The sequence below is a fragment of the Caldimonas thermodepolymerans genome (assembly GCF_015476235.1).
Lineage (GTDB): Bacteria > Pseudomonadota > Gammaproteobacteria > Burkholderiales > Burkholderiaceae_C > Caldimonas > Caldimonas thermodepolymerans.
In genome coordinates, this window is sequence record NZ_CP064338.1 from 3,200,187 (window position 1) to 3,222,992 (window position 22,806).

Annotated in this window: 18 protein-coding genes; 2 read left to right on the plus strand and 16 right to left on the minus strand. The window is 70.2% G+C overall.

Annotation, left to right across the window (positions count from 1 at the left end; translation table 11 throughout):
- Position 1 precedes the first annotated feature (1 nt).
- The 7 genes from hisC to IS481_RS15140 form a co-directional block, all read right to left on the minus strand.
- The gene (gene hisC, locus IS481_RS15110; RefSeq protein WP_104358055.1) at positions 2 to 1,081 is read right to left on the minus strand and encodes a histidinol-phosphate transaminase; all 1,080 of its coding nucleotides are present in this window, start codon (positions 1,079 to 1,081) and stop codon (positions 2 to 4) included.
- Positions 1,082 to 1,085: 4 nt separating this feature from the next.
- Positions 1,086 to 2,417 carry a histidinol dehydrogenase gene (gene hisD, locus IS481_RS15115; protein WP_104358101.1) on the minus strand — a complete coding sequence of 444 codons (1,332 nt, stop codon included), beginning with the start codon at positions 2,415 to 2,417 and terminating at the stop codon, positions 1,086 to 1,088.
- Positions 2,418 to 2,422: 5 nt separating this feature from the next.
- Positions 2,423 to 3,064 carry an ATP phosphoribosyltransferase gene (gene hisG / locus IS481_RS15120; protein ID WP_104358056.1) on the minus strand — a complete coding sequence of 214 codons (642 nt, stop codon included), beginning with the start codon at positions 3,062 to 3,064 and terminating at the stop codon, positions 2,423 to 2,425.
- A gap of 54 nt (positions 3,065 to 3,118) precedes the next feature.
- Entirely contained in the window at positions 3,119 to 4,393 is a 1,275-nt protein-coding gene (gene murA / locus IS481_RS15125) for a UDP-N-acetylglucosamine 1-carboxyvinyltransferase (RefSeq protein ID WP_104358057.1), read from the minus strand.
- A 110-nt stretch (positions 4,394 to 4,503) separates the two neighbouring features.
- Complete coding sequence (locus IS481_RS15130; protein ID WP_104358058.1) at positions 4,504 to 4,782, minus strand: BolA family protein; 279 nt, start codon at positions 4,780 to 4,782, stop codon at positions 4,504 to 4,506.
- A 46-nt stretch (positions 4,783 to 4,828) separates the two neighbouring features.
- Complete coding sequence (locus IS481_RS15135) at positions 4,829 to 5,605, minus strand: ABC transporter permease (RefSeq protein WP_104358059.1); 777 nt, start codon at positions 5,603 to 5,605, stop codon at positions 4,829 to 4,831.
- Positions 5,602 to 6,555, minus strand: coding sequence for an ABC transporter ATP-binding protein (locus IS481_RS15140; RefSeq protein WP_104358060.1), 954 nt, complete (start codon positions 6,553 to 6,555; stop codon positions 5,602 to 5,604). The genes IS481_RS15135 and IS481_RS15140 overlap by 4 nt, the downstream gene beginning before the upstream one ends.
- Before the next feature lie 115 nt (positions 6,556 to 6,670).
- On the opposite strand from IS481_RS15140, the gene IS481_RS15145 reads away from it, so the two are divergent.
- Positions 6,671 to 7,360 carry a TetR/AcrR family transcriptional regulator gene (locus IS481_RS15145; protein WP_104358061.1) on the plus strand — a complete coding sequence of 230 codons (690 nt, stop codon included), beginning with the start codon at positions 6,671 to 6,673 and terminating at the stop codon, positions 7,358 to 7,360.
- Positions 7,357 to 8,130 (plus strand): tetratricopeptide repeat protein, encoded by a 774-nt coding sequence (locus IS481_RS15150; protein ID WP_104358062.1) that lies wholly within the window; start codon positions 7,357 to 7,359, stop codon positions 8,128 to 8,130. The genes IS481_RS15145 and IS481_RS15150 overlap by 4 nt, the downstream gene beginning before the upstream one ends.
- A 30-nt stretch (positions 8,131 to 8,160) precedes the next feature.
- On the opposite strand, the gene uvrA is transcribed toward IS481_RS15150, so the two are convergent.
- From uvrA to IS481_RS15195, 9 genes are all read right to left on the minus strand, one after another.
- The gene (gene uvrA / locus IS481_RS15155; protein WP_104358063.1) at positions 8,161 to 13,833 is read right to left on the minus strand and encodes an excinuclease ABC subunit UvrA; all 5,673 of its coding nucleotides are present in this window, start codon (positions 13,831 to 13,833) and stop codon (positions 8,161 to 8,163) included.
- A 119-nt stretch (positions 13,834 to 13,952) separates the two neighbouring features.
- Positions 13,953 to 14,795 (minus strand): alpha/beta fold hydrolase, encoded by an 843-nt coding sequence (locus tag IS481_RS15160; RefSeq protein ID WP_104358064.1) that lies wholly within the window; start codon positions 14,793 to 14,795, stop codon positions 13,953 to 13,955.
- Positions 14,796 to 14,972: 177 nt separating this feature from the next.
- Positions 14,973 to 16,046, minus strand: coding sequence for a branched-chain amino acid ABC transporter permease (locus IS481_RS15165; protein ID WP_104358065.1), 1,074 nt, complete (start codon positions 16,044 to 16,046; stop codon positions 14,973 to 14,975).
- 16 nt (positions 16,047 to 16,062) lie between these two features.
- Positions 16,063 to 17,106: a branched-chain amino acid ABC transporter permease gene (locus IS481_RS15170; protein WP_104358066.1), complete on the minus strand. Its 1,044-nt coding sequence runs from the start codon at positions 17,104 to 17,106 to the stop codon at positions 16,063 to 16,065.
- Between the two features lie 37 nt (positions 17,107 to 17,143).
- Positions 17,144 to 17,893 (minus strand): ABC transporter ATP-binding protein, encoded by a 750-nt coding sequence (locus IS481_RS15175; RefSeq protein ID WP_104358067.1) that lies wholly within the window; start codon positions 17,891 to 17,893, stop codon positions 17,144 to 17,146.
- Between the two features lie 271 nt (positions 17,894 to 18,164).
- On the minus strand, positions 18,165 to 18,932 hold the full coding sequence (locus tag IS481_RS15180) for an ABC transporter ATP-binding protein (RefSeq protein WP_104358068.1): 768 nt from the start codon (positions 18,930 to 18,932) through the stop codon (positions 18,165 to 18,167).
- Positions 18,933 to 18,963: 31 nt separating this feature from the next.
- Positions 18,964 to 20,460 carry an extracellular catalytic domain type 2 short-chain-length polyhydroxyalkanoate depolymerase gene (locus IS481_RS15185; RefSeq protein WP_104358069.1) on the minus strand — a complete coding sequence of 499 codons (1,497 nt, stop codon included), beginning with the start codon at positions 20,458 to 20,460 and terminating at the stop codon, positions 18,964 to 18,966.
- Positions 20,461 to 20,600: 140 nt separating this feature from the next.
- Positions 20,601 to 21,800, minus strand: a complete 1,200-nt coding sequence (locus IS481_RS15190) for a substrate-binding domain-containing protein (protein WP_104358070.1) — start codon at positions 21,798 to 21,800, stop codon at positions 20,601 to 20,603.
- A gap of 221 nt (positions 21,801 to 22,021) precedes the next feature.
- Positions 22,022 to 22,669, minus strand: a complete 648-nt coding sequence (locus tag IS481_RS15195) for a class I SAM-dependent methyltransferase (protein WP_170067475.1) — start codon at positions 22,667 to 22,669, stop codon at positions 22,022 to 22,024.
- Positions 22,670 to 22,806 lie beyond the last annotated feature (137 nt).

Consider the following 22,806-nt stretch of genomic DNA (forward strand, 5'->3'; position numbering starts at 1 on the left):
CTCAGAGGCTGTCGCGCAGCGCGGCGATCATCAGGTCGTTTTCTTCGGGGGAGCCTACCGTCAGGCGCAGGCAGTTGGCAAGCAGCGGCGAGCCGCCGCCCATGTGCTTCACGAGCACCTTGCGCGCCTTCATGCCCTCGTAGGTGCGCCGCGCGTCGGGCACCTTCACGAGCACCATGTTGGCTTCGCTCGGGTACGGCCGCACGCCCGGCAGGGCCTGCAGCGCCTCGATCAGCCGCTGGCGCTCGTCACGCAGGATCCGTGCCTGCCGAGCGAACTCGTCGTCGTGCTCGAGGGCGAACAGCGCCGCCTCGCAGTTCAGCACGCTGACGTTGTAGGGCGGGCGCACCTTGTCGATCTCCTCGATCAGCTCGCGGCGCCCCATCATGTAGCCCAGGCGCACGCCGGCCAGGCCGAACTTGCTGAGCGTGCGCATCAGCAGCACGTGCTCGTGGCGCGCCAGGCGGTCGATGTAGCTGCGGCTGGAGAACGGCTGGTAGGCCTCGTCGATCACCACCAGGCCCGGGGCGGCCTGCACGATGCGCTCGATGACCGCGTCGTCGAACAGGTTGCCGGTCGGGTTGTTCGGGTAGGCGATGTAGACCAGCGCCGGGCGGTGCTGCTCGATCGCGGCCAGCATCGCGCGTTCGTCCAGCTCGAAGGTGTCCGGCCGCAGCGGCACGCCGACGAACGGCATCCCCTGCAGCTGCGCGGACATCTCGTACATCACGAAGCCGGGCACCGGCGCCAGCACGGTCGCGCCGGGTTGCCGGCAGGCCATGGCCAGCATCGAGATCAGCTCGTCCGAGCCGTTGCCCAGCACCAGGGCGTGGCCGTCGGGCATCCCCGCGTGCCTGGCCAGGGCCTCGCGCAGCACGTCCAGGCGCTCGCCGGGATAGCGGTTGATCGCCACCGCGCCCAGGCGCTCGCCGAGCGCGCGCTGCAGTTCCGGCGGCAGGCGGAAGGGGTTCTCCATCGCGTCGAGCTTGACCATGCCGGCGCTCGGCTGCACGACGTAGGCGTGCATCTGGCGCACGTCGGCGCGGATGACCTGCTCGATGCGTTGCTGCAACTGGCTCATGGGTTCAGGCTCCCGGCTGGTCGTTCTGGTCGAGGCGGAATTCGGCGGCCCGCGCATGCGCCTGCAGGCCCTCGCCGTAGGCCAGCTCGGCCGCGATGCGGCCCAGCATCTGGGCCCCCTGGGCGCTCACCTCGATCAGGCTGGAGCGCTTCTGGAAGTCGTACACCCCGAGCGGCGAGGAGAAGCGGGCGGTGCCGGAGGTCGGCAGCACGTGGTTGGGGCCGGCGCAGTAGTCGCCGAGCGACTCGCTGGTGTAGGCGCCGAGGAAGATCGCGCCGGCGTGGCGCAGCAGCGGCTCCCAGCGGCCCGGCTCGCGCGAGCTCACTTCCAGGTGCTCGGGCGCGATGCGGTTGCTGATCTCGCAGGCCTCTTCCATGCTGCGGGTGAGGATCAGCGCGCCGCGCCCTTCCAGCGAGGCGCGGATCACGTCGCGGCGCGGCATGTCGGGCAGCAGGCGGTCGATCTCGGCCTTGACCCGCGCGATGTAGTCCGCATCGGGGCACAGCAGGATGCTCTGCGCCAGCTCGTCGTGCTCGGCCTGGCTGAACAGGTCCATCGCGACCCACTCGGGCGGCGTGGTGCCGTCGGCCAGCACCAGGATCTCGCTGGGCCCGGCGATCATGTCGATGCCCACGGTGCCGTAGACGTGCTTCTTGGCGCTGGCCACGTACGCGTTGCCCGGGCCGGTGACCTTGTCGACCTTGGGGATGGTGGCCGTGCCGTAGGCCAGCGCCGCGACCGCCTGCGCGCCGCCGATGGTGAACACGCGGTCCACCCCGGCCACCGCGGCGGCGGCCAGCACCAGCGGGTTCTTCTCGCCGCGCGGCGTGGGCACCACCATGATGATCTCGCCGACGCCGGCCACCTTGGCCGGCACCGCGTTCATCAGCACGCTGGACGGGTAGGCCGCCTTGCCGCCCGGCACGTAGATGCCGACGCGGTCCAGCGGCGTGACCTTCTGGCCCAGCAGCGTGCCGTCCTCGTCGCGGTAGCTCCAGGACCGGCCGCAGGCCTCGAGCTGGCGCTCGTGGTAGGCGCGCACCCGGCGCGCGGCGGCTTCCAGCGCGCTGCGCTGCGCCGGCGTGATCTGCGCCAGCGCCGCGTCCAGCTCGGCGCGGCCGAGCTCCAGCGCGGCCACCGAGGTGGCGCCCAGCCCGTCGAAGCGGTTGGTGTACTCGAGCACCGCCGCGTCGCCGCGCTGGCACACGTCGGCCAGGATCTCGGCGACCCGCTGCTCGATCGCATGATCCGTCTCGGCCGCCCAGTGCAGCACGCGCTGGAACTCGGCTTCGAAGTCCGGCGCGGTGGTGGCGAGTTGACGGATCTGCACGTTCATGGCGTTCACCTTTTCTGGGTCACAGTGGAAAAAATCTCGATGAGCCGGCGGATCGGCTCGCGCTTGACCTTCAGCGCCGCCTGGTTGACGACGAGGCGCGAGGAGATGTCCATGATCTTCTCGACCTCGACCAGGTTGTTCGCGCGCAGCGTGCCGCCGGTGGAGACCAGGTCCACGATGGCGTCGGCCAGCCCGGTCAGCGGGGCCAGCTCCATCGAGCCGTAGAGCTTGATCAGGTCCACGTGCACGCCCTTGTCGGCGAAGTGCTGGCGCGCCACGGTGGTGTACTTGGTCGCCACGCGCAGCCGCGAGCCCTGCTTCACGGCGGCGGCGTAGTCGAAGTCGGCACGCACCGCCACGCTCATGCGGCACTTGGCGATGCGCAGGTCCAGCGGCTGGTACAGTCCCTGGCCGCCGTGCTCGAGCAGCACGTCCTTGCCGGCCACGCCGAGGTCGGCGCCGCCGTACTGCACGTAGGTCGGCACGTCGGTGGCGCGCACCAGCACCACGCGCACCTCGGGGCGGTTGGTGGGCAGGATCAGCTTGCGCGAGGTCTCGGGGTCCTCGGTGACCTCGATGCCGGCCGCCTGCAGCAGCGGCAGGGTCTCGTCGAAGATGCGGCCCTTCGACAGCGCCAGGGTGATCATGGTGTTGCTTGCAGTCATTTCAGCCTTCCCGCCGCGGTTGTGCCCTGCCCGGCCTCACAGCGTCACGCGCTCGATGTCGGCGCCGAGGCCGCGCAGCTTGACCTCCATGCGGTCGTAGCCACGGTCGAGGTGGTAGATGCGGTCGACCACCGTCTCGCCTTCGGCCACCAGCCCGGCGATCACCAGGCTCGCCGAGGCGCGCAGGTCCGTGGCCATCACGGTGGCGCCGGACAGGCGCTCGACGCCGCGCACCACCGCGGTGTTGCCGTCCACCTCGATGCGCGCGCCCAGGCGCAGCAGCTCGTTGACGTGCATGAAGCGGTTCTCGAAGATGGTCTCGGTGACCTTGGCCGCGCCGTCGGCGATGCAGTTGAGCGCCATGAACTGCGCCTGCATGTCGGTCGGGAACGCCGGGTACTCGCTGGTGCGGAACGACACCGCCCGGGGGCGCCGGTCGGCGCGCACGCGGATCCAGTCGTCGCCGGCCTCGATGGTCGCCCCGGCCTCGCGCAGCTTCTCGATCACCGCGTCGAGGTGGGCGGCGCAGGCGTGGCGCAGCACCACGTCGCCGCCGGTGGCCGCCACCGCGCACAGGAAGGTGCCGGCCTCGATGCGGTCCGGGATGATGCGGTGGCCCACCGGGCCGGGCAGCCCGTGCAGGCGTTCGACGCCCTGGATGCGGATCTTGCCGGTGCCGTGGCCCTCGATCTTCGCGCCCATGGCGATCAGCATCTCGGCCAGGTCGGGGATCTCGGGCTCCTGCGCGGCGTTCTCCAGCACCGTCTCGCCCTCGGCCAGCGTGGCGGCCATCAGCAGGTTCTCGGTGCCGGTGACGGTCACCATGTCGGTGGTGATGCGCGCGCCCTTCAGGCGCTTGGCCTTGGCGATGATGTAGCCGTGCTCGACCACGATCTCGGCGCCCATGGCCTGCAGGCCCTTGATGTGCTGGTCCACCGGGCGCGAGCCGATCGCGCAGCCGCCGGGCAGCGAGACGGTGGCCTCGCCGAAGCGCGCCAGCAGCGGCCCCAGCACCAGGATCGAGGCGCGCATGGTCTTGACCAGGTCGTACGGCGCCTCGGGCGAGGTGACCTGGCTCGCGTCGATCTGCACCAGGTCCGGCTGCTGCTCGCTGCGCTCGGCGCGCGCGCCCATGTTGCGCAGCAGCTGGAGGGTGGTGTTGACGTCCTGCAGGCGCGGGACGTTGGTCAGCGTGACCGGCTCGGCGGTCAGCAGCGCGGCGCACAGCTCGGGCAGCGCGGCGTTCTTGGCCCCGGAAACCGTGACTTCACCGTTGAGCCGGCGGCCACCGCGGATGAGGAGTTTGTCCATAGGTGTGGTGTGGCGGACACCACCCGCGCCACGCTGTGTCGGATCCGCCGCCGCGCCGTCCAGCAGGCAAGCGCGGCACGTCCGCAACCGCGCCGCCGGGCGGTTGCCGGTCAATGATGGTGGTGATGGGAGGCCGAAGGCTTCGCCGAGGTCTCGGCCCACTCGGCAGGGGTCAGCGTCTTCATCGACAGGGCGTGGATCTGTTCGCGCATTCTATCGCCCAGCGCTCGGTAGACGCACTGGTGGCGCGCAATCCGGCTCTTGCCCTCGAATTCCCGGGAGACGATGGTTGCGAAGAAATGACGGCCGTCGCCCTCCACCTCCAGGTGCTCGCAATCGAGCCCCTGGGCGATGTAGTCGCGCACTTCCTGGGCAGTCGGGTCAGCCATAACCCCGTGATTATCGCCGATTCGGGTCAACCCTGGCCGCCGCGGCTCAATGGCGGATCTTGTAGCCGATGCGCAGCAGGTGCAGCGCCAGGCCGGCCACGACCAGGAAGCTGGTGCCCACCATCGCCAGGCTCATCCAGGGCGAGACGTCGCTGACCCCGAAGAAGCCGCGGCGGAAGCCGTCGATCATGTAGAAGAACGGGTTCAGGTGGCTGATGGCCTGCCAGAACGGCGGCAGCGAGTGCACCGAATAGAACACGCCGGACAGGAAGGTCATCGGCATGATGATGAAGTTCTGGAACGCCGCCATCTGGTCGAACTTCTCGGCCCACAGGCCGGCGATCAGCCCGAGCGAGCCGAGCATCGCCGAGCCCAGCATGGCGAAGATCACGATCCACCACGGTTCGGCGAACGAGGGCGGGGCGAACCAGGCGGTGACGAGGAACACCCCCAGGCCCACCGTCAGCCCGCGCGCCATCGAGGCGCCGACGTAGGCGGTGAACCAGGCCCAGTGCGACAGCGGCGTGACCAGCAGGAACACCAGGTTGCCGGTGATCTTGCTCTGGATCAGCGACGAGGAGCTGTTGGCGAAGGAGTTCTGCAGCACGCTCATCATCACCAGCCCCGGGATCAGGAAGCTGGTGTAGCCGACCTGGTCGAACACCGTGACGTGGTCCTCGAGCACGTGCCCGAAGATCAGCAGGTACAGCACGGCGGTCAGCACCGGCGCGGCCACGGTCTGGAAGCTGACCTTCCAGAAGCGCAGCACTTCCTTGTACAGCAGCGTGCGCACGCCGGCGAAACGGTCGATCACGGCATTCATGCGACGGACTCCGCCCGGGCGGGCCGGGGGCTGGCAGGCTGCGCCGGGGCGTCGGCCTGCATGATCTCGAGGAACACGTCCTCCAGGTCGGCGCGGCCGATCTCCAGGTCCTCGACCTTGCAGCCGGCCTGGCGCAGGGTGGCGAGGATGGATTCGACCTCGGCGGCGTCATGCGCCTTGATCTGCACGATGCGGCCGGTCACGCGCGCCTGCGCGGCCAGCGCCGGCGGCAGCGCCTGGTCGGTCTTGAACTGCAGCATGGTGCTGGCGGTGCCGGCCAGCAGCGCGGAGGTGCGGTCCAGCGCGACCACCTGGCCGGCCTTGAGCATCGCGATGCGGTGGCACAGCGCCTCGGCCTCTTCCAGGTAGTGCGTGGTCAGCAGCACCGTGTGGCCCTCGCGGTTCAGGCGCGCGATGAACTGCCACAGGGTCTGGCGCAGCTCCACGTCCACGCCGGCGGTGGGCTCGTCCAGCACGATCACCGGCGGGCGGTGCACCAGCGCCTGCGCCACCAGCACGCGCCGCTTCATGCCGCCCGAGAGCTGGCGCATGTTGGCGTTGGCCTTGTCGGCCAGGCCCAGGTTGGCGAGCAGCTCGTCGATCCAGTCGTCGTTGCGCCTGACGCCGAAATAGCCGGACTGGATGCGCAACGCCTCGCGCACCGTGAAGAACGGGTCGAACACCAGCTCCTGCGGCACGATGCCGAGCTGCCGGCGGGCCTGGGCGTACTGCGAGACGACGTCGTAGCCGTGCACGCGCACCTGCCCGCCCGTGGCATGGGTCAGGCCGGCGAGGATGCTGATCAGGGTGGTCTTGCCTGCGCCGTTGGGGCCCAGCAGGCCGAAGAATTCGCCCGGTTCGATCTCGAAGCTGACGTCTTTCAGCGCCTGCAGCACCCCACGTGCGCCCTGGTACAACTTGGAAACGTGTTGGAAGCTGATGGCGGACATGAGGAGCGAAATTGTAGGCAGCCGCCTGCAAACCTGCTGGCGGGGGGTTGTTCCGCGGTTCCGGCCCCCGGTGCTTTTTGCTAGATTGGCTGCGGCCCCGGAGGAGACCCGCGCCATGCCCCCACCCCAGAAGAAACCCCGCCGCACGGCCGAGCGCATCCTGGAGGCCACGCTCGAGCTGTTCAACCGCTTCGGCGAGCCCAACGTCTCCACCAACGCGATCTCGGCCGAGCTGGGCATCAGCCCGGGCAACCTGTACTACCACTACCCGGCCAAGGAGGCGCTGGTCAACGCGCTGTACGACCGCTACGAACAGGCGCTCGACGAGCTGCTGCGCGCGGCAGGCGGCGTGCGCCACGTGGAGGACGCCTGGCTGTTCTTCCACATGCTGTTCGAGCTGATCTGGCAGTACCGCTTCCTGTACCGTGACCTCAACGACCTGCTGAGCCGCAACCGGCACCTGGAAACGCGCTTCCAGGCGGTGCTGGAACACAAGTCGCGTGCGATCGGGCAGCTGCTCGACGGGCTGGCGCAGCACGGCGCGATGCGCATCGCGCCGCAGGACGCCGGGCCGGTCGCCACCGCGATGGTGGTGGTGCTGACCTACTGGCTGAGCTACGAGTACGTGCGCGACCCGCGCCGCGCGCTGGAGCCCGAGGTGGCCGGCGCGGCGATGATGCGCGGGGCCCACCACGTGCTGGGCCTGCTGCTGCCCTACCTGGAACCCGCCCAGCAGGCCCACCTGCACGGGCTGGTCGGGCCCTACCGCGACGCCGCCCGATCCCTGCCGGAGCCTGCCCCGTGAACGACTGGACCGCCTTCCCCCATGACAGCACCGCCTGGCGGCTGGACCCGGTCGCGCTGCAGGCGCGCTGGGCCCGCCTGCATGCGGGCGACGCCGAACCCTGGCCGCAGGACGAGGCGGTCCGGCAGGCCTGGGCCTGCTTCCACGCCGGCGAGTTCCGGCAGGCGGTGGAGCTGGGCCTGCGCGCCGGCGGCGCCGGCCTCGCCGCGGCCCACAAGGCGCAGTGCATCCACGCGATCTACGTCGAGCCGGACGAGCGCCGCAAGCTCGACCTGCTGCTCGAGGTGGCCGAGCGCGCCGCCGCGCAACGGGCCGCGCAGCCGCAGCTGGCCAGCGCCCACTACTGGCTGGCGGTGGCGCTCGGGCGCTATGCGCAGAGCATCAGCGTCGCGCAGGCGCTGGCGCAGGGCGTCGGCGAGAAGGTGAAGGCCGCGCTGGAAGCCACGATCGCGCTGCAGCCCCGCCATGCCGACGCGTACATCGCGCTGGGCGCCTTCCACGCCGAGGTGATCGACAAGGCAGGCGCCCGCCTGGCGCGGCGCCAGGGCTCGACCCGCGAGCTGGCGCTGCAGATGTTCGCCACCGGGCTGAAGCTGCACCCGGCCTCGGTGCTGGGGCGCATCGAGTACGCCCAGGGGCTGGTGATGCTGGAGGGCGAGCGCCGGCTCGCCGAGGCCGAGGCACTGTACCGCGAGGCGGCGGCCTGCCGGCCGCTGGACGCGATGGAGCGGCTGCACGTCGAGGTGGCGAGGGAAGCGCTGGAGGTCTAGCGCGCGCCTGCCGGCCACCCCGGCAGCGACTCACCGGCGGGCCAGCACCGGGGCCAGTGCCCGCCCGGTGTGCGTGCCGGCGGCGACGATCTGCTCCGGCGTGCCGGCCGCGACCACGCGGCCACCGTCCACGCCGCCTTCGGGTCCGAGGTCGAGCACCCAGTCGGCCTCGGCAATCACGTCGAGGTCGTGCTCGATCACGACCACGCTGTGGCCGCCGTCGACCAGGCGGTGCAGCACGCGGATCAGCTTCTCGACGTCGGCCATGTGCAGGCCCACGGTCGGCTCGTCCAGCACGTACAGCGTGTGCGGGGCGCGCTGGCCACGGCGCGTGACGTCGTCGCGCACCTTGCTGAGCTCGGTGACGAGCTTGATGCGCTGCGCCTCGCCGCCCGACAGCGTCGGCGACGGCTGGCCGAGCGTCAGGTAGCCCAGGCCGACGTCCTTGAGCAGCTGCAGCGGGTGCGCGATGCCGGGCATCGCGGCGAAGAACTCCACCGCCTCGTCGATCTCCATGTTCAGCACGTCGCCGATGCTGCGGCCGCGCCAGGTCACCGCCAGCGTCTCGGGGTTGAAGCGCGCGCCGTGGCAGACGTCGCACGGCACCTTCACGTCCGGCAGGAAGCTCATCTCGATGGTGCGCAGGCCCTGCCCTTCGCAGGCATGGCAGCGCCCGTCGCCGGTGTTGAACGAGAAGCGCGCCGGGGTGTAGCCGCGCGCCTTGGCTTCCAGCGTCTCGGCGAACAGCTTGCGGATCGTGTCCCAGAAGCCCACGTAGGTCGCCGGGCAGGAGCGCGGCGTCTTGCCGATCGGGGTCTGGTCGACCTCGAGCACGCGGTTCACGCGCTCCCAGCCCTCGATGCCGGTACAGCCGCTCCAGGCGGGCAGCCCCTTGCCGCGGCTGGCGACGATGGCCTGCACGTTGGCCAGCAGCACGTCGCGCGCCAGCGTGGACTTGCCCGAGCCGGAGACGCCGGTGACCGCGACCAGCCGGTGCAGCGGCACCTGCACGTCGATGTGGCGCAGGTTGTGCAGGAAGGCGCCGCGCACGGTCAGCACCGGCGACGCAGGCGCCACCGGCCGGCGCGGGTGCAGCGGGTGCACCAGCGGCCGGGCCAGGAAGCGGCCGGTGAGCGACTCGCCGTGCGCCGCGACCTGCGCGACCGTGCCCTGCGCGACCAGCCGGCCGCCGCGCTTGCCGGCGCCCGGGCCGATGTCGATGATGTGGTCGGCGCGGCGGATGGTGTCCTCGTCGTGCTCCACCACCACCAGCGTGTTGCCTTGCCGGCCCAGCTTGTGCAGCGCGTCGAGCAGGATGTGGTTGTCGCGCGGGTGCAGGCCGATGGTGGGCTCGTCCAGCACGTAGCACACGCCCTGCAGGTTGGAGCCCAGCTGCGCGGCCAGCCGGATGCGCTGCGCCTCGCCGCCCGACAGCGTCGGCGCGGCGCGGTCGAGCGTGAGGTAGCCCAGCCCCACTTCCTCGAGGAACTGCAGGCGGCTGCGGATCTCGGCGACGAGGTCGCGCGCGATCGCGGCCTCGCGGCCGTCCAGCTGCAGCGACTCGACCCACTGCCGGGCCTCGCTGACCGAGCGCGCCGCGACCTGCGCGATCGACTCGCCGCGGAAGCGGATCGCCAGCGACACCGGGTTCAGGCGCGCGCCGCCGCAGCTGCTGCAGGGCTGGTCGGCCAGGTCCTCGACCTCGGGCTCGGCGAAGGTCTGCTCGCGGCCCTTGTCGTCGTGGCGCAGCGTGTCGTCGAAGGCCTTGCGCTGCTCGCGCGTGAGCTGCACGCCGGTGCCGACGCAGTCGACGCACCAGCCGTGCTTGGAGTTGTACGAGAACATGCGCGGGTCCAGTTCGGGGTAGCTGGTGCCGCACACCGGGCAGGCACGCTTGGTCGAGAAGACCTTGACGGTGCCGATGCGGTCGGTCGGGGCGCCGGCGATCATCGCGGCCTTCAGGCCGTCCAGCGGGGCCAGCAGGTGCATGACGCCCTTGCCGTGCTCCAGCGTCTTCGCCAGCAGCGCGCGCAACCCGGCCTCGTTGTCGGGGCTGACGACGATGTCGCCCACCGGCAGCTCGATGGTGTGTTCCTTGAAGCGGTCCAGCTTGGGCCAGGGCTGCACCGGCACGAAGTGGCCGTCGACGCGCAGGTGGGTGTGGCCGCGCGCCTGGGCCCACTTCGCCAGGTCGGTGTACAGGCCCTTGCGGTTGACCACCAGCGGCGCGAGCAGCCCCACGTGCTGGCCCCTGTGGTCGCGCAGGATCTGCGCGGCGATGGATTCCGGCGTCTGCGGGCGCACCTCGGCGCCGTCGTGCACGCAGTGCTGCACGCCCAGCTTCACGTACAGCAGGCGCAGGAAGTGGTAGGCCTCGGTGATGGTCGCGACCGTGCTCTTGCGGCCGCCGCGCGACAGGCGCTGCTCGATCGCCACCGTGGGCGGGATGCCGTACACCGCGTCGACCTCCGGGCGGCCCGCCGGCTGCACGATGCTGCGCGCGTAGGCGTTGAGCGACTCGAGGTAGCGGCGCTGGCCCTCGTTGAACAGGATGTCGAACGCCAGCGTCGACTTGCCCGAGCCGGACACGCCGGTCACGACGCTGAACTTGCCGCGCGGGATATCGACGTTCATCGACTTGAGGTTGTGCTCGCGGGCGTTGACGATGCGGATCAGCTCGTCGGCGGCGCGGCGGGCCTCGTCGCGGCGTGCCTTGGCCAGCGACTGCAGCGGCCTGCCCTCCTGCACCGCGTGCTCGCCCAGGCCCAGCGCCGCCTCGTACTCGCGCAGCGCGGCGCCGGTGTGCGAGGCCGGATGCGCCTTGACGTCCTCGGGCGTGCCGACGCACACCACCTCGCCACCCGCGTCGCCGCCTTCCGGGCCGAGGTCGATGATCCAGTCGGAAGCTCGGATCACGTCCAGGTTGTGCTCGATCACGATCAGCGAGTGGCCGGCGTCGAGCAGCTTGCGGAACGCTCGCATCAGCTTGGCGATGTCGTCGAAGTGCAGGCCGGTGGTCGGCTCGTCGAACAGGAACAGCGTGCCCTTCTTCGCGACCGGCTGGCGGCTCGCGGTGGCCGCCTTCGCCGCCTCGGCGAGGAAGCCGGCCAGCTTGAGGCGCTGCGCCTCGCCCCCCGAGAGCGTGGGCACCGGCTGGCCGAGCTTGAGGTACTCCAGCCCCACGTCGACCAGCGGCTGCAGGGCGCGCAGCACCTCGCGATCCTCCCTGAACAGCTGCGCGGCCTCGCTGACGGTGAGTTCCAGCACGTCGGCGATGCTGAGCGCGCGCCAGCCGCCCGGGCCCTCGCGCTCGATCTGCACGTCGAGGATCTCGGCGCGGTAGCGCCGGCCGTCGCAGTCCGGGCAGCGCAGGTACACGTCGCTGAGGAACTGCATCTCCACGTGCTCGAAGCCCGAGCCGCCGCAGGTCGGGCAGCGCCCGTCGCCGGCGTTGAAGCTGAACATGCCCGCGCCGTAGCCGCGCTGGCGCGCCAGCGGCGCCTCGGCGAACAGCTTGCGGATCTCGTCGAAGGCGCCGACGTAGCTCGCCGGGTTGGAGCGCGCGGTCTTGCCGATCGGCGACTGGTCGACGAACACGGCGTCGGTGACCCAGTCGGCATTGAGCAGGCGGTCGTGCTCGCCGGGCGCCTCGGTGGCCTTGCCGAAGTGGCGCGCCAGTGCCGGGAACAGCACGTCCTGCATCAGCGTGGACTTGCCCGAGCCGCTGACGCCGGTCACCGTGACCAGGCGCTGCAGCGGGAACTCGACGGTGATGTTCTTCAGGTTGTGCTCGCGCACGCCTTCCAGGATCAGCCGCGGCGTGTTCTCGCCGACGAAGCGCCGCATGCCCACGCCGATGCGCTTGCGCCCGCCGAGGTAGGCGCCGGTCAGCGTGTCGGCCTGGCGCAGCTCCTCGGGCGTGCCGTCGAACACCACCGTGCCGCCGCGCTCGCCGGGGCCGGGGCCCATGTCGAGGATGCGGTCGGCCGCCAGCATCACCGCCGGGTCGTGCTCGACCACCACCAGCGTGTTGCCCGCGTCACGCAGCCGGTGCATGGCCTGCACGATGCGGTTCATGTCGCGCGGGTGCAGGCCGATGCTGGGTTCGTCCAGCACGAACAGCGTGTTCACCAGCGAGGTGCCCAGCGCCGTGGTCAGGTTGATGCGCTGCACTTCGCCGCCCGACAGCGTGCGGCTCTGCCGGTCCAGCGTGAGGTAGCCCAGCCCCACGTCGCACAGGTACTTGAGGCGGGTGCGGATCTCATCCAGCAGCAGCTTGAGCGCCTCGTCCAGCATCGGGCCGGGCAGGGTCAGGCCGTCGAAGAAGCGCCGCAGCCGCTCGATCGGCAGCATCATCAGGTCGTGCAGGCACAGGCCGGGCAGCGCCTCGAGCTGCTCGCGCGTCCAGGCCACGCCCACCGGCATGAAGCGCTGCGCGGGCGGCAGCACCGCGTCGGCGTCGGCCTTGCTGCCCAGGCGCCACAGCAGCGCCTCGGTCTTGAGCCGCGCGCCGCCGCAGGCCTCGCAGGGGGTGTAGCTGCGGTACTTGGACAGCAGCACCCGGATGTGCATCTTGTAGGCCTTGCTCTCCAGGTACTCGAAGAAGCGCCGGATGCCGTACCACTGGCGGTTCCAGTCGCCGGTCCAGTGGGGCGAACCGTTGATGACCCAGTCGCGCTGCGCGGGCGTGAGCTGGCTCCAGGCCGTGTCGCGCGGGATGCCGGCCTCGCCGGCGTACTTCAGCAGGTCGTCCTGGCACTCCTTCCAGGCCGGCGTCTGCAGCGGCTTGATCGCGCCGGCGCGCAGCGTCTTGCGCTGGTCCGGGATCACCAGGCCCCAGTCCACCCCGATCACGCGGCCGAAGCCGCGGCAGGTCTCGCAGGCGCCGACCGCGGAGTTGAACGAGAACATCGCCGGCTGCGGCGCAGCGTAGCGCAGGTCGCTGTCAGGGCTGTGCAGCCCGGACGAGAAGCGCCACAGCTCGGGCTCGCCCTCCTCCTGGAGCGCATAGACGTTCACCCGCCCGCTGCCGCGCCGGAGCGCGACCTCGATGGCCTCGACCACGCGCGCCTTCTCGGTGCCCTGCAGGCGGAAGCGGTCGGCCACCACGTCCAGCACCTTGCGCGGGCCGGTCGGCGTGGCGATCTCGCGCTCGGCCTGCACGCGGGTGAAGCCGCTGGCCGACAGCCACTGCGCGATCTCCTCGGGCGTGGTCTGCGCCGGCAGCTCGACCGGGAAGGTCACGACCAGCCGCGGGTCGGCCGCGCGGGTGCGCTCCTGCAGCTCGGCGTAGATCGACTCCGGGTTGTCCTCGCGCACCGGCTTGGCGGTCTGCCGGTCGAACAGCTGCGTCGCGCGCGCGTACAGCAGCTTCAGGTGGTCGTTCAGCTCGGTCATCGTGCCAACCGTGGAACGCGAGGTGCGCACCGGGTTGGTCTGGTCGATCGCGATGGCCGGGGGCACGCCCTCGACATGGTCGACCGCGGGGCGGTCCATGCGGTCGAGGAACTGGCGCGCGTACGCGCTGAAGGTCTCGACGTAGCGCCGCTGCCCTTCGGCGTACAGCGTGTCGAACACCAGGCTGGACTTGCCGGAGCCGGAAGGACCGGTGACGACGGTCAGCTCCCCGGTACGGAAGTCGAGGTCCAGGTGCTTCAGGTTGTGCTGGCGGGCGCCACGGAGGCGGATCACTCCGGAAGTCATGGAGGCGGTCTTTCTGCAAGGAGGCGAAGCATTCTAGGGAACGGCTCCCGCCATGCTCCTGCCGCCTCGCGGATGCCCCCGCGGCGTGCCCTGGCACCCCGGGGCGCCGCCGGCCCGCCTCAGTCCGCGGCGGTGAAGAAGCGCTCGACCAGCTCGAGCTGGTCCGGCACGTTCAGCGCCGGCGCGTGGCCGCAGCCCGGGATCGTGACCACCACCGCGCGCGGACCGCGGCGACGCATCTCGTCCGTGGTTTCCGGCAGCAGCAGGTCGGAATGCTCGCCGCGCAGGCACAGCACCGGGATGTCCAGGCTGTCGTAGGCGTCCCACAGGTCGTAGTCGTCCGGGTGGTGGATGAACTGCTGCACCATCGCCGGGTCGTAGTGCGTGGTGATGCGGCCGTCGGGCAGGCGCCGCGCGGAGGTCTCGGCCATGCGGCGCCATTGCGCGTCGGACAGCCAGCCGTACGGCTCGTAGACCTTGCGCAGGAACTGCTCCAGCTCGGTGACACGCTGGAAAGTCGGCGGGTTGCCGGCGTAGGCGCGGATGCGCTGCAGCGCGGGCTCGGCCAGCCTGGGGCCGTTGTCGTTGAGGATCAGGCGCCGGATGCGGCCGCGCAGGGTGGTCGCCGCGGCCAGCGTGCCGATCGCCCCGCCCATCGAGGTGCCGATCCAGTGGAACTTGTCGATGTCGAGCTGGTCGACCAGCTCGGTGGCCAGCCGCACGTAGAACGACAGCTGGTATTCGTTGACCGGGTCGGGACTCCACTCCGACAGCCCGCGGCCGATCGTGTCGGGGCAGATGACGCGGTAGCGCGACGACAGGTGTTCAGCCACCTCGTCCATGTCGCGCCCGGTGCGCGCCAGGCCATGCCAGGCGATCACCGTCTCGCCGTGCTGCGCGCCCCACTCGGTGTAGTGGATCTCGCGCCCGGCGCAGGTCAGGTAGTTCGACGTGTAGCCCATGGGGACACCTTTTCTCCGTGCGGCACCTGGACGGCCCGGCCGTCCGTCTCGATCCGTCGAGCGCCCGCCGCCGGTGCCGTGCAATGCGGTCGGGCGATGTCGTCAGGGAAGGCAGGCCCGGCCTGCGTCGTGGCGGGGTCACGCTGCCTGCCGCGCATGTCCATCGGGGCGGTCCTTTCAGCGCACCGCGGCCTGCACCCGCTGGCGCAGCCGGCCGACGATGCCGCTCGGGAAGTGGTAGACGCACAGCACGAACAGCACGCCCAGCCACAGCAGCCAGCGATCGGGGGAAACGAGCTCGGAGATCACCGGCAGCCCTTCCACCGCGCCGGCCCCCAGCCGCATCAGGTCCTGCAGGTAGTTCTGCGCCAGCACGAACAGCGCGCTGCCGATGACGGCGCCGTAGATCGTGCCCATGCCGCCGATCACGACGATCAGCAGGATGTCGAGCATGATCTCGAAGGACAGCGAGGTGTCCGGGCCGTTGTAGCGCAGCCAGACCGCGAGCATGCAGCCGGCCAGCGTGGCGAACAGCGCCGACAGCACGTTGGACAGCGTGCGGTAGACCACGGTGCGGTAGCCGATCGCCTCGGCGCGGAAGTCGTTCTCGCGGATGGCCTGCAGCACCCGGCCGAACGGCGAGTTCACGATGCGCAGCATCAGCAGCACCAGCACCACCGCGACGACGAACAGCAGGTAGTAGCTGATGATGCGGCCGTCGATCAGCACGCCGAGGATCTCCTCCTCGAACGGCTCGAAGCTCGGGCTCAGCACCTCGGGCACGCGGAAGGTCAGGCCGTCCTCGCCGCCGGTGAACTCCGACAGCTGCGAGGCCAGCGTCTGGAATGCCGAGGCCACCGCCAGCGTGATCATCGCGTAGAAGATCGCTCGCACCCGCAGGCTGAACAGGCCGATCACCAGCGACAGCACGAGCGAGAGCGCGAGCGCCAGCACGATGCCGACGGCCAGTGCGTCCCAGCCGGCGCCCATGCGGCTGGAGGCGATCGCCACCCCGTAGGCGCCGATGCCGAAGAACATCGTGTGCGCGAAGCTGACGATGCCGGTGTAGCCGAGCAGCAGGTCGTAGCTGGCCACCAGCACGATGAAGATCAGCACCTTGGCCGCGACGTTGAGCGACTTGCTGCCGGGGAACGCGAAAGGCACCACGAGCAGCACCGCGACGATGAGCATCAGCGCCACCGCGAGCGCGCGGCTGCGGGGCAGGTCGTGAGAGAGCAGGCGTTTCAACATGGCGGGCACCTCCTGCTCAGCGGCTGGTCACGGGGTACAGGCCCTGCGGGCGCCACAGCAGGATGGCGACCATCAGCCCGATGTTGGAGAACAGCGCCACCTTGGGCGCGAGGAAGCCGGTGTAGTTGGCCATCAGTCCCACCAGCAGCGCACCGACGAAGCAGCCGAGCGTCGAGCCCAGGCCGCCGATGATGATGACGATGAACAGCAGCACGTTGATCTGCGCGCCCATCTGCGGCACCACCATCTGCTGGTACAGGCCCCACAGGACCCCGCCCAGGCCGGCCAGCGCCGAGCCGACCACGAACACGCCGACGAACAGCCGCTTGATGCGGTAGCCCAGGCTCTCGACCATCTCGCGGTCCTGCACGCCCGCGCGGATCAGCAGGCCGATCTTGGTGCGGTTGAGCACCCACAGCATGCCGACCAGCACGACCAGGCCGATGACCACCGCGAACACGCGGTACTTCTCGATCGCGGCATCGGCGATGAAGAACGAGCCGCGCAGGGCCTGCGGCAGCGGCAGCGGGATCTGCTGCGGCCCCCAGATGACCTTGATGATCTCCTCGCCGATGATCATGCCGCCCATCGTGATGAGGATCTGCTTGAGGTGCTGGCCGTAGACCGGGCGCACGACGACCCGCTCGAAGGCATAGCCGATCGCGCCGGCCACCGCCATCGCGACCAGCATCGCCGCGAACACCGCGGCCAGGTTGTGTGCCACCGAGGCGCTGCCGGTCCAGTCGCCCATCAGGCCGAACACGCTGGTCGCGACGAAGGCGCCCAGCGCGATGAACACGCCGTGGCCGAAGTTCAGCACGTCCATCAGGCCGAACACCAGCGTCAGGCCGGAGGCGATGATGAACACGATCATCCCCATCGCCAGGCCCGCAAGCGTGAGCGTCAGCCAGGTCGGCACCGAGCCGACCAGCGGCAGCGCCAGGCCCGCCAGCGCGAGCACCAGCAGCAGCGGGATGGCGTCGAAGCGGGCCCGCGGCACCTGCGCCGGCGTCGCCGTCGGCGGGGTCGCGGGGTTGGTGGAAGCGGCAGTCGCGGTCATGGGCGTTCCTCGGGATTGCGCGGTCTCTGGCATCACGTCACTGGTGGGCGGCGAGCGACAGGCCCAGCAGGCGGCGCTGCAGGTCCTCGTCCTCGGCCAGTTCGGCCATGCGGCCGCGGTGCACGACGCGCCCGTCGTCCATCACCGCGACCGAGTCGCCCAGCGCCTTGGCCATCGCGAAGTTCTGCTCGACCAGCAGGATGGTGGTCTGGGTGCGCTTGAGCTCCTGCAGCGCCCCGATGAGGTTCTGGATGATGGCCGGCGCCAGCCCCTTGCTCGGTTCGTCGATGAGCAGCAGCTTGCGAGGCTCGACGATGGCGCGCGCCACCGACAGCATCTGCTTCTGCCCGCCCGAAAGCTTGCCGGCCGGGTAGAGCCAGAACTTCTTCAGCGCCGGGAACAGGCCGAAGATCCATTCCAGGCGCTGCGTGTCCAGGTCGTCGACGGTGCGCGCCTTGCGCGCGGCCAGCAGCAGGTTCTCCTTGACCGTCAGGTCCGAGAAGATGCCCATGGTCTCGGGCACGTAGGCGATGCCGCGCTGCGCGATCTCGGGCGTGGACAGGCGCTGCCCCTCGCCGCCGATCGGCTGGCCGTCGAACGTGATGCGACCGCGGCTGGCCTGCCACAGGCCCATGATGGTGCGCAGCGTCGTGGTCTTGCCGGCACCGTTGCGACCCAGCAGCATGGTCACCTCGCCCTGCGGCACGGTGAAGTCCACGCCGTGGAGGATGTGGTAGGCGCCGATGTGGGTGTGGACGTTGTCCAGCTGGAGGACGGGAGTGCTCATGAGGCTGCTTTGCTCGAAGGCTGGATCAGGGGCAGGCTGGACCGCCCCGGATGGCGGTTGGTCCTGGTCGGCATGGGGTCGGGGCGTCGTGCCGGGACGCCGGGGTGCGTGCCCGGCGGCGCGGCAACCTTCTTCCGCTTGCCCGGAAGGACGTCATCCAGGAAGCGGGCACCCCGCATTCCCCGGCCCGCGCTGTGCGAGGGCCACCTGCGCTGCTCGCGCCCGGCATCGGGCGCGCATCCCGGCACCACGCCGTGAACCAGGCCCGGCCTCATGCCCCCTCCTCCACCGCCACGGTGCCCATGTAGGCGCTTTGCACCACCGGCAGCGCCATCACCTGCGCCGGCTCGCCGTCGGCGAGCAGCTGGCCGTTGTGCAGCACGATGATGCGGTCCGCCAGCTCGCGCACCACGTCCATCTTGTGCTCGACCAGCAGGATGGTCTTGTCGCGCCGCTGCTTGAGCGCGCGGATCAGGTCCAGCACCACCGGCACCTCGTCGACGCTCATGCCGGCGGTGGGCTCGTCGAACATGTAGACCTTGGGGTCCAGCGCCATCATCAGCGCGACCTCCAGCTTGCGCTGGTCGCCGTGCGGCAGCGCGGAGGCTGGCGCGTCGGCCTTGTCGGCCAGGCGCACCGCCTCGAGCACCGCCTGCGCCTCGTCGAGCAGGTGCTTGTGGTCCAGCCAGACGCTGAGCAGCTGCAGGCCCCCGCCGTGGCGCGCCTGCACGGCCAGGCGCACGTTCTCCAGCACCGAGAGGTTGGGGAACAGCTGGGTGAGCTGGAAGGCCCGGCCCAGCCCGCGGCGCGTGCGCAGCGGCGCGGGCAAGGCGGTGATGTCCTCGCCCTCGAGCAGCACCGAGCCGCTGGTGGCCTTGAGCTGGCCGGAGATCAGGTTGAAGTAGGTGGTCTTGCCCGCCCCGTTGGGCCCGACGATGGCCGTCAGCGTGCCGGCGTGGAAGGCGCAGCTGACGCGGTCCACGGCCACGTGCCCGCCGAAGCGGATCGTCAGGTCCCGGGTCTCGAGCACAGGGTTCATCGCATTCACCGTCGTATCGGAAACGGGCACCTCAGGGGCAGGTGCCGATGACGTAATGGTTCGGCGCGATCCTCTTGAGGGTCGTCGTCACGAAGATGTTCCACAGCCCCATGTTCTCGTTGGAGCCGTAGGCATAGGTGTAGCCCCACAGCGCATAGGCGCGGCCGGCCAGCGTGTGCGCGTAGTTGCTCGCGGTGTAGCAGGTGGGCGTGGCCGGCGGCGTGCCGGTGGTGGTGCCGGTCGCAGGCGCCGAAGGTGCGCTCTCGGCCCCGCTGCCGTCGACCGTGCGCACGGTCCAGCTGTAGGCGGTGCCAGGGGCCAGGCCCGTGTCGGTGTAGCTGGTGCCGGCCACCGGCGCGCCGTTGACCTGGCTGCCGTCGCGGTAGACGTTGTAGCCGGCCGCGCCCGAGACGGTCGACCAGCTGACCACCATGCTGGTGTCGGTGGCCCCCGAGGTGCTCACGCTGGCCGGCGGCGGCAGCGCCGAGGACGGGGCGCCGCTGGCGAGGTGGTCCACCATGGCCTTGATGGCGCTGATCTGGCTGCCGGCCTTCTGTGCGTAGTTGCTGCCGTACCAGCCGATCCAGTCCCAGCAGGCGTTGGGGTTGGGCAGCGTGCCGCTCGCGGCGGTGCTGCGCAGCGTGTTGTCGACCTTGGCCTGCGGGAACAGCACGATGATGCTGTTGGTGTCGGCCCAGCGGGTGTAGCCGGTGTCGCGCACGAAACGCTGGCCGACCTGCGATTCGCTCTGCTGGCAGCCGTGCAGCGCGACGTGCAGCCGGCACTTGGCACCGGCCGCGCAGTTGGCCGGCACGTAGACCCAGCCGGTGGCCGCCATGCCGGGGTTGCTGGTGAACGCGGCCTGGTTGAACTGGCCGTAGTTGCCGGTCGCCGGGCTGTCGTTGCGCGGGTTCAGCGGCCCGTAGAGGTGGCTCAACACGGCGCCGGCCCCGTCGTAGCCGCAGTTGCTGATGTAGGGCGAGGCGGTGCTGCCGCAGGCGTTGTTGCCGGCGCTGTCGAAGTCGGTCGGGAAGGTGTGCGCCGTGCCGCTGCGCTTGACGTACTGCAGGTTGGCCGACGGCACGCCGTTGGCGAGGTACTGGTCGCGCAGCGCGTCCATCAGGTTGACGCCGACCGTGGTGTCGCTGGTACCGGTGAACAGGAAGATCTTCTGGGTCGCGACGTTCGCCTTCGCGTCGATCGCGCTGCCGCTCCAGCCATCGATGTTGGACTGCATCGCGTTGCGCATCGCCGTCGACACGCTCGCGTTGTACATGCAGGAGGTGTAGTTGCTCTGCCGCGCGCAGGTGTACGGGCCGCCGGCGAACACGCCCACGCCCATGAAGGTGGACGAGTGCGCCCAGCCCAGCTGCGCGGCCATGTAGCCGCCGGCGGACAGGCCGGACACGCTGATGGCCTGCTTGTCGACGTTCAGCTGCGGCAACGGCTGGACCTGGGCCCAGGCCGCGCCGGCCAGCCATCCCGCCGCCAGCGCGGCGAGGCGGCGGATCATCGGTGTCTTCCTCATCGCGTCGTCTCCTCTCGTGGTGGTGCAGGGAACAAGCGACCCTCCGCCCCCGTGTGCCCCGGGGGTTGTTCGATGCTGCAAACGAAGAAGAAGGAGGAAGGCCGACGCGCACCGTCGCGGCGCGCGGCGGCCTCAGGTGCTCAGCGCTTGTTGCGGATCGGCACGTCCATTTCTTCCGGACGGATTTCCCGCACCAGCTCGGGCACGCCCCACTCGAAGGCCGGATCGACCTTGATCCTGAAGTGGTACATGGACTGCATGGCCTGATGGTCCTCGGGGCGGAAGTACATCTCGCCCTTCGGCGTCTGGAAGCGCATGCCCTCCATCGCCTTGATCAGCTTGTTGGTGTTGGTGTCGCCGTTGGTCTTCTTGAGCGCCTCGACGATCGCCATGCCCGCGGCCATGCCGCCGGCGGTGAAGAAGTCCGGCGGGCTCTTGTAGCGGCTGTAGTGGTTGGCCACCAGCCACTCGTTGACCGGGTTCTTCGGGATGCCGAAGTAGTAGTAGGTCGCGCCCTCCATGCCCGGGAACTGCTTGTAGCTCACCATCGCCGGCAGGATGTTGCCGCCGGTGGCGATCTCGATGCCGTAGCGCTTCGGGTCGAGGTCGGCGATCTTGAACGGGTTGCCCGCGCCGGCCCAGATGATGAAGATCACCTTGCGGCCCGGCTTGTCCTTCAGCGCGTCGAACAGGCGTTGCGCCCCGGCGGTGAAGTCCGTGGTGTTGGTCGGCAGGTACTCCTCGTGCACCACCTTGGCCTTCTTCAGCGCGCTCTTGAAGGCGGCCACGCCGTCACGGCCGAAGGCGTAGTCCTGCGCCAGCGTCGCGATCACGGTGCCTTCCTGGTCCAGCGCGACGGCGTTGGAGATCGCGTCCTGCGAGCTGTTGCGGCCGGTGCGGAAGATGTACTTGTTCCACTTCTCGCCGGTGATCGAGTCGGCCACGGCCGGCTCCACCAGCAGGATCTTCTTGTACTCCTCGGCCACCGGCAGCATCGCCAGCGCAACGCCGGAGGACGAGGGGCCGACCGCGATGTCGGCCTTGTCGTCGCCGTAGGCGGCAGCCAGCAGGCTCTTGCCGACGTCGGGCTTGCCCTGGTCGTCCTTCTCGATGACGACCAGCTTCCTGCCGGCCACCGTCATCGTGCCGCCGGTGGCGTACTCCAGGCCCATCATCAGGCCGATCTGCGTCTGCTTGCCGTAGGCCTCCAGCGGGCCGGTCTTGCTGTAGACGTGTGCGATGCGGATTTCCTTGCTGCCTTGCGCCGTGGCGAGGCCGCTGGCGGCCGCCAGGGCGGTGGCGGCGAGCCCGATCAGGGTTCGGCGGGCGATCAGGGTCATCAGTTGTCTCCTTGTCGATGCGGCTTGGATACCGTTTTTCGGCCGCCGTGGCTGGCGGTCGCACCAAGGAGATGCAAGACCGGGGCCACCTTGCGGCACGGTTCGCAAGGTGTTGAGATTAAACGCTTTTTCGGCCAGGGGTCCGGGTTGTACCGGAGGCCCGCCGCGCGACCGGTGTCCGGAAAACTTTTCAGCGTTTTCCCGAGGTGACTGTCCTGAGATCAGACATGTGTCCGGTTTCCAGACGTTGCCGGCTTGACCCCCTCGACGATCACCGCGCCGCGGGTGCGGTCCTCCAGCTCCACGCGCTCCAGCCCGGCGATGCCGCTGTCGAACGGCCGGCGCGGCTCGGCGTCGAAGCCGATCTCCCGCATCACCGCCACCAGCCGGGGCGTGTCGTACATGCACTTGTGCGGGAACTGCACGAAGGGCGCCAGCTTGCGCTTGATCGGGTTGGGACTGGGGATGTAGAGCACGCCCAGCGACTCGACGAAATCGTCGGCCTGCACCCGGCCTGCCAGGTAGGCCTCGACCGCCTCGCGCAGGTCCGGCACGACGATGCGGATGCGGCCGCCGGGCCTGAGCACCCGGTGGCATTCGCGCAGGAAGCGCCGGCCGTCCTCGCGCGACAGGTGTTCCAGGGTGTGCGAGCTGTAGACGGCATCGGCGCTGCCGGTGGCCCAGGGGAAAGGCTTGGTCAGGTCGTGCAGGTAGATCCGGTCGTCCCAGTCGAACTTGAAGATCTCCAACCGCTGGTTGATGGGCCCGAACAGCGGCAGCTTGGCCAGCCGCGCGCCCAGCGCGTAGTCGACATTCACCCAGCCGTCGCCGATCTGCGAACCGCAGCCCAGGTTCAGCACCAGTCCCATCGTCTGCCTCCCGCCGACGCGCCAAGCCGCTCGGGCCGGTGATCCGGCCCGCCCGTGCATGGAAAACATCGCTGCCATCGCGTGCAGCGGACGGCAGCCCGCACTGCCCGTCCAGCATAGGAAGCCCGCCGGGCCGC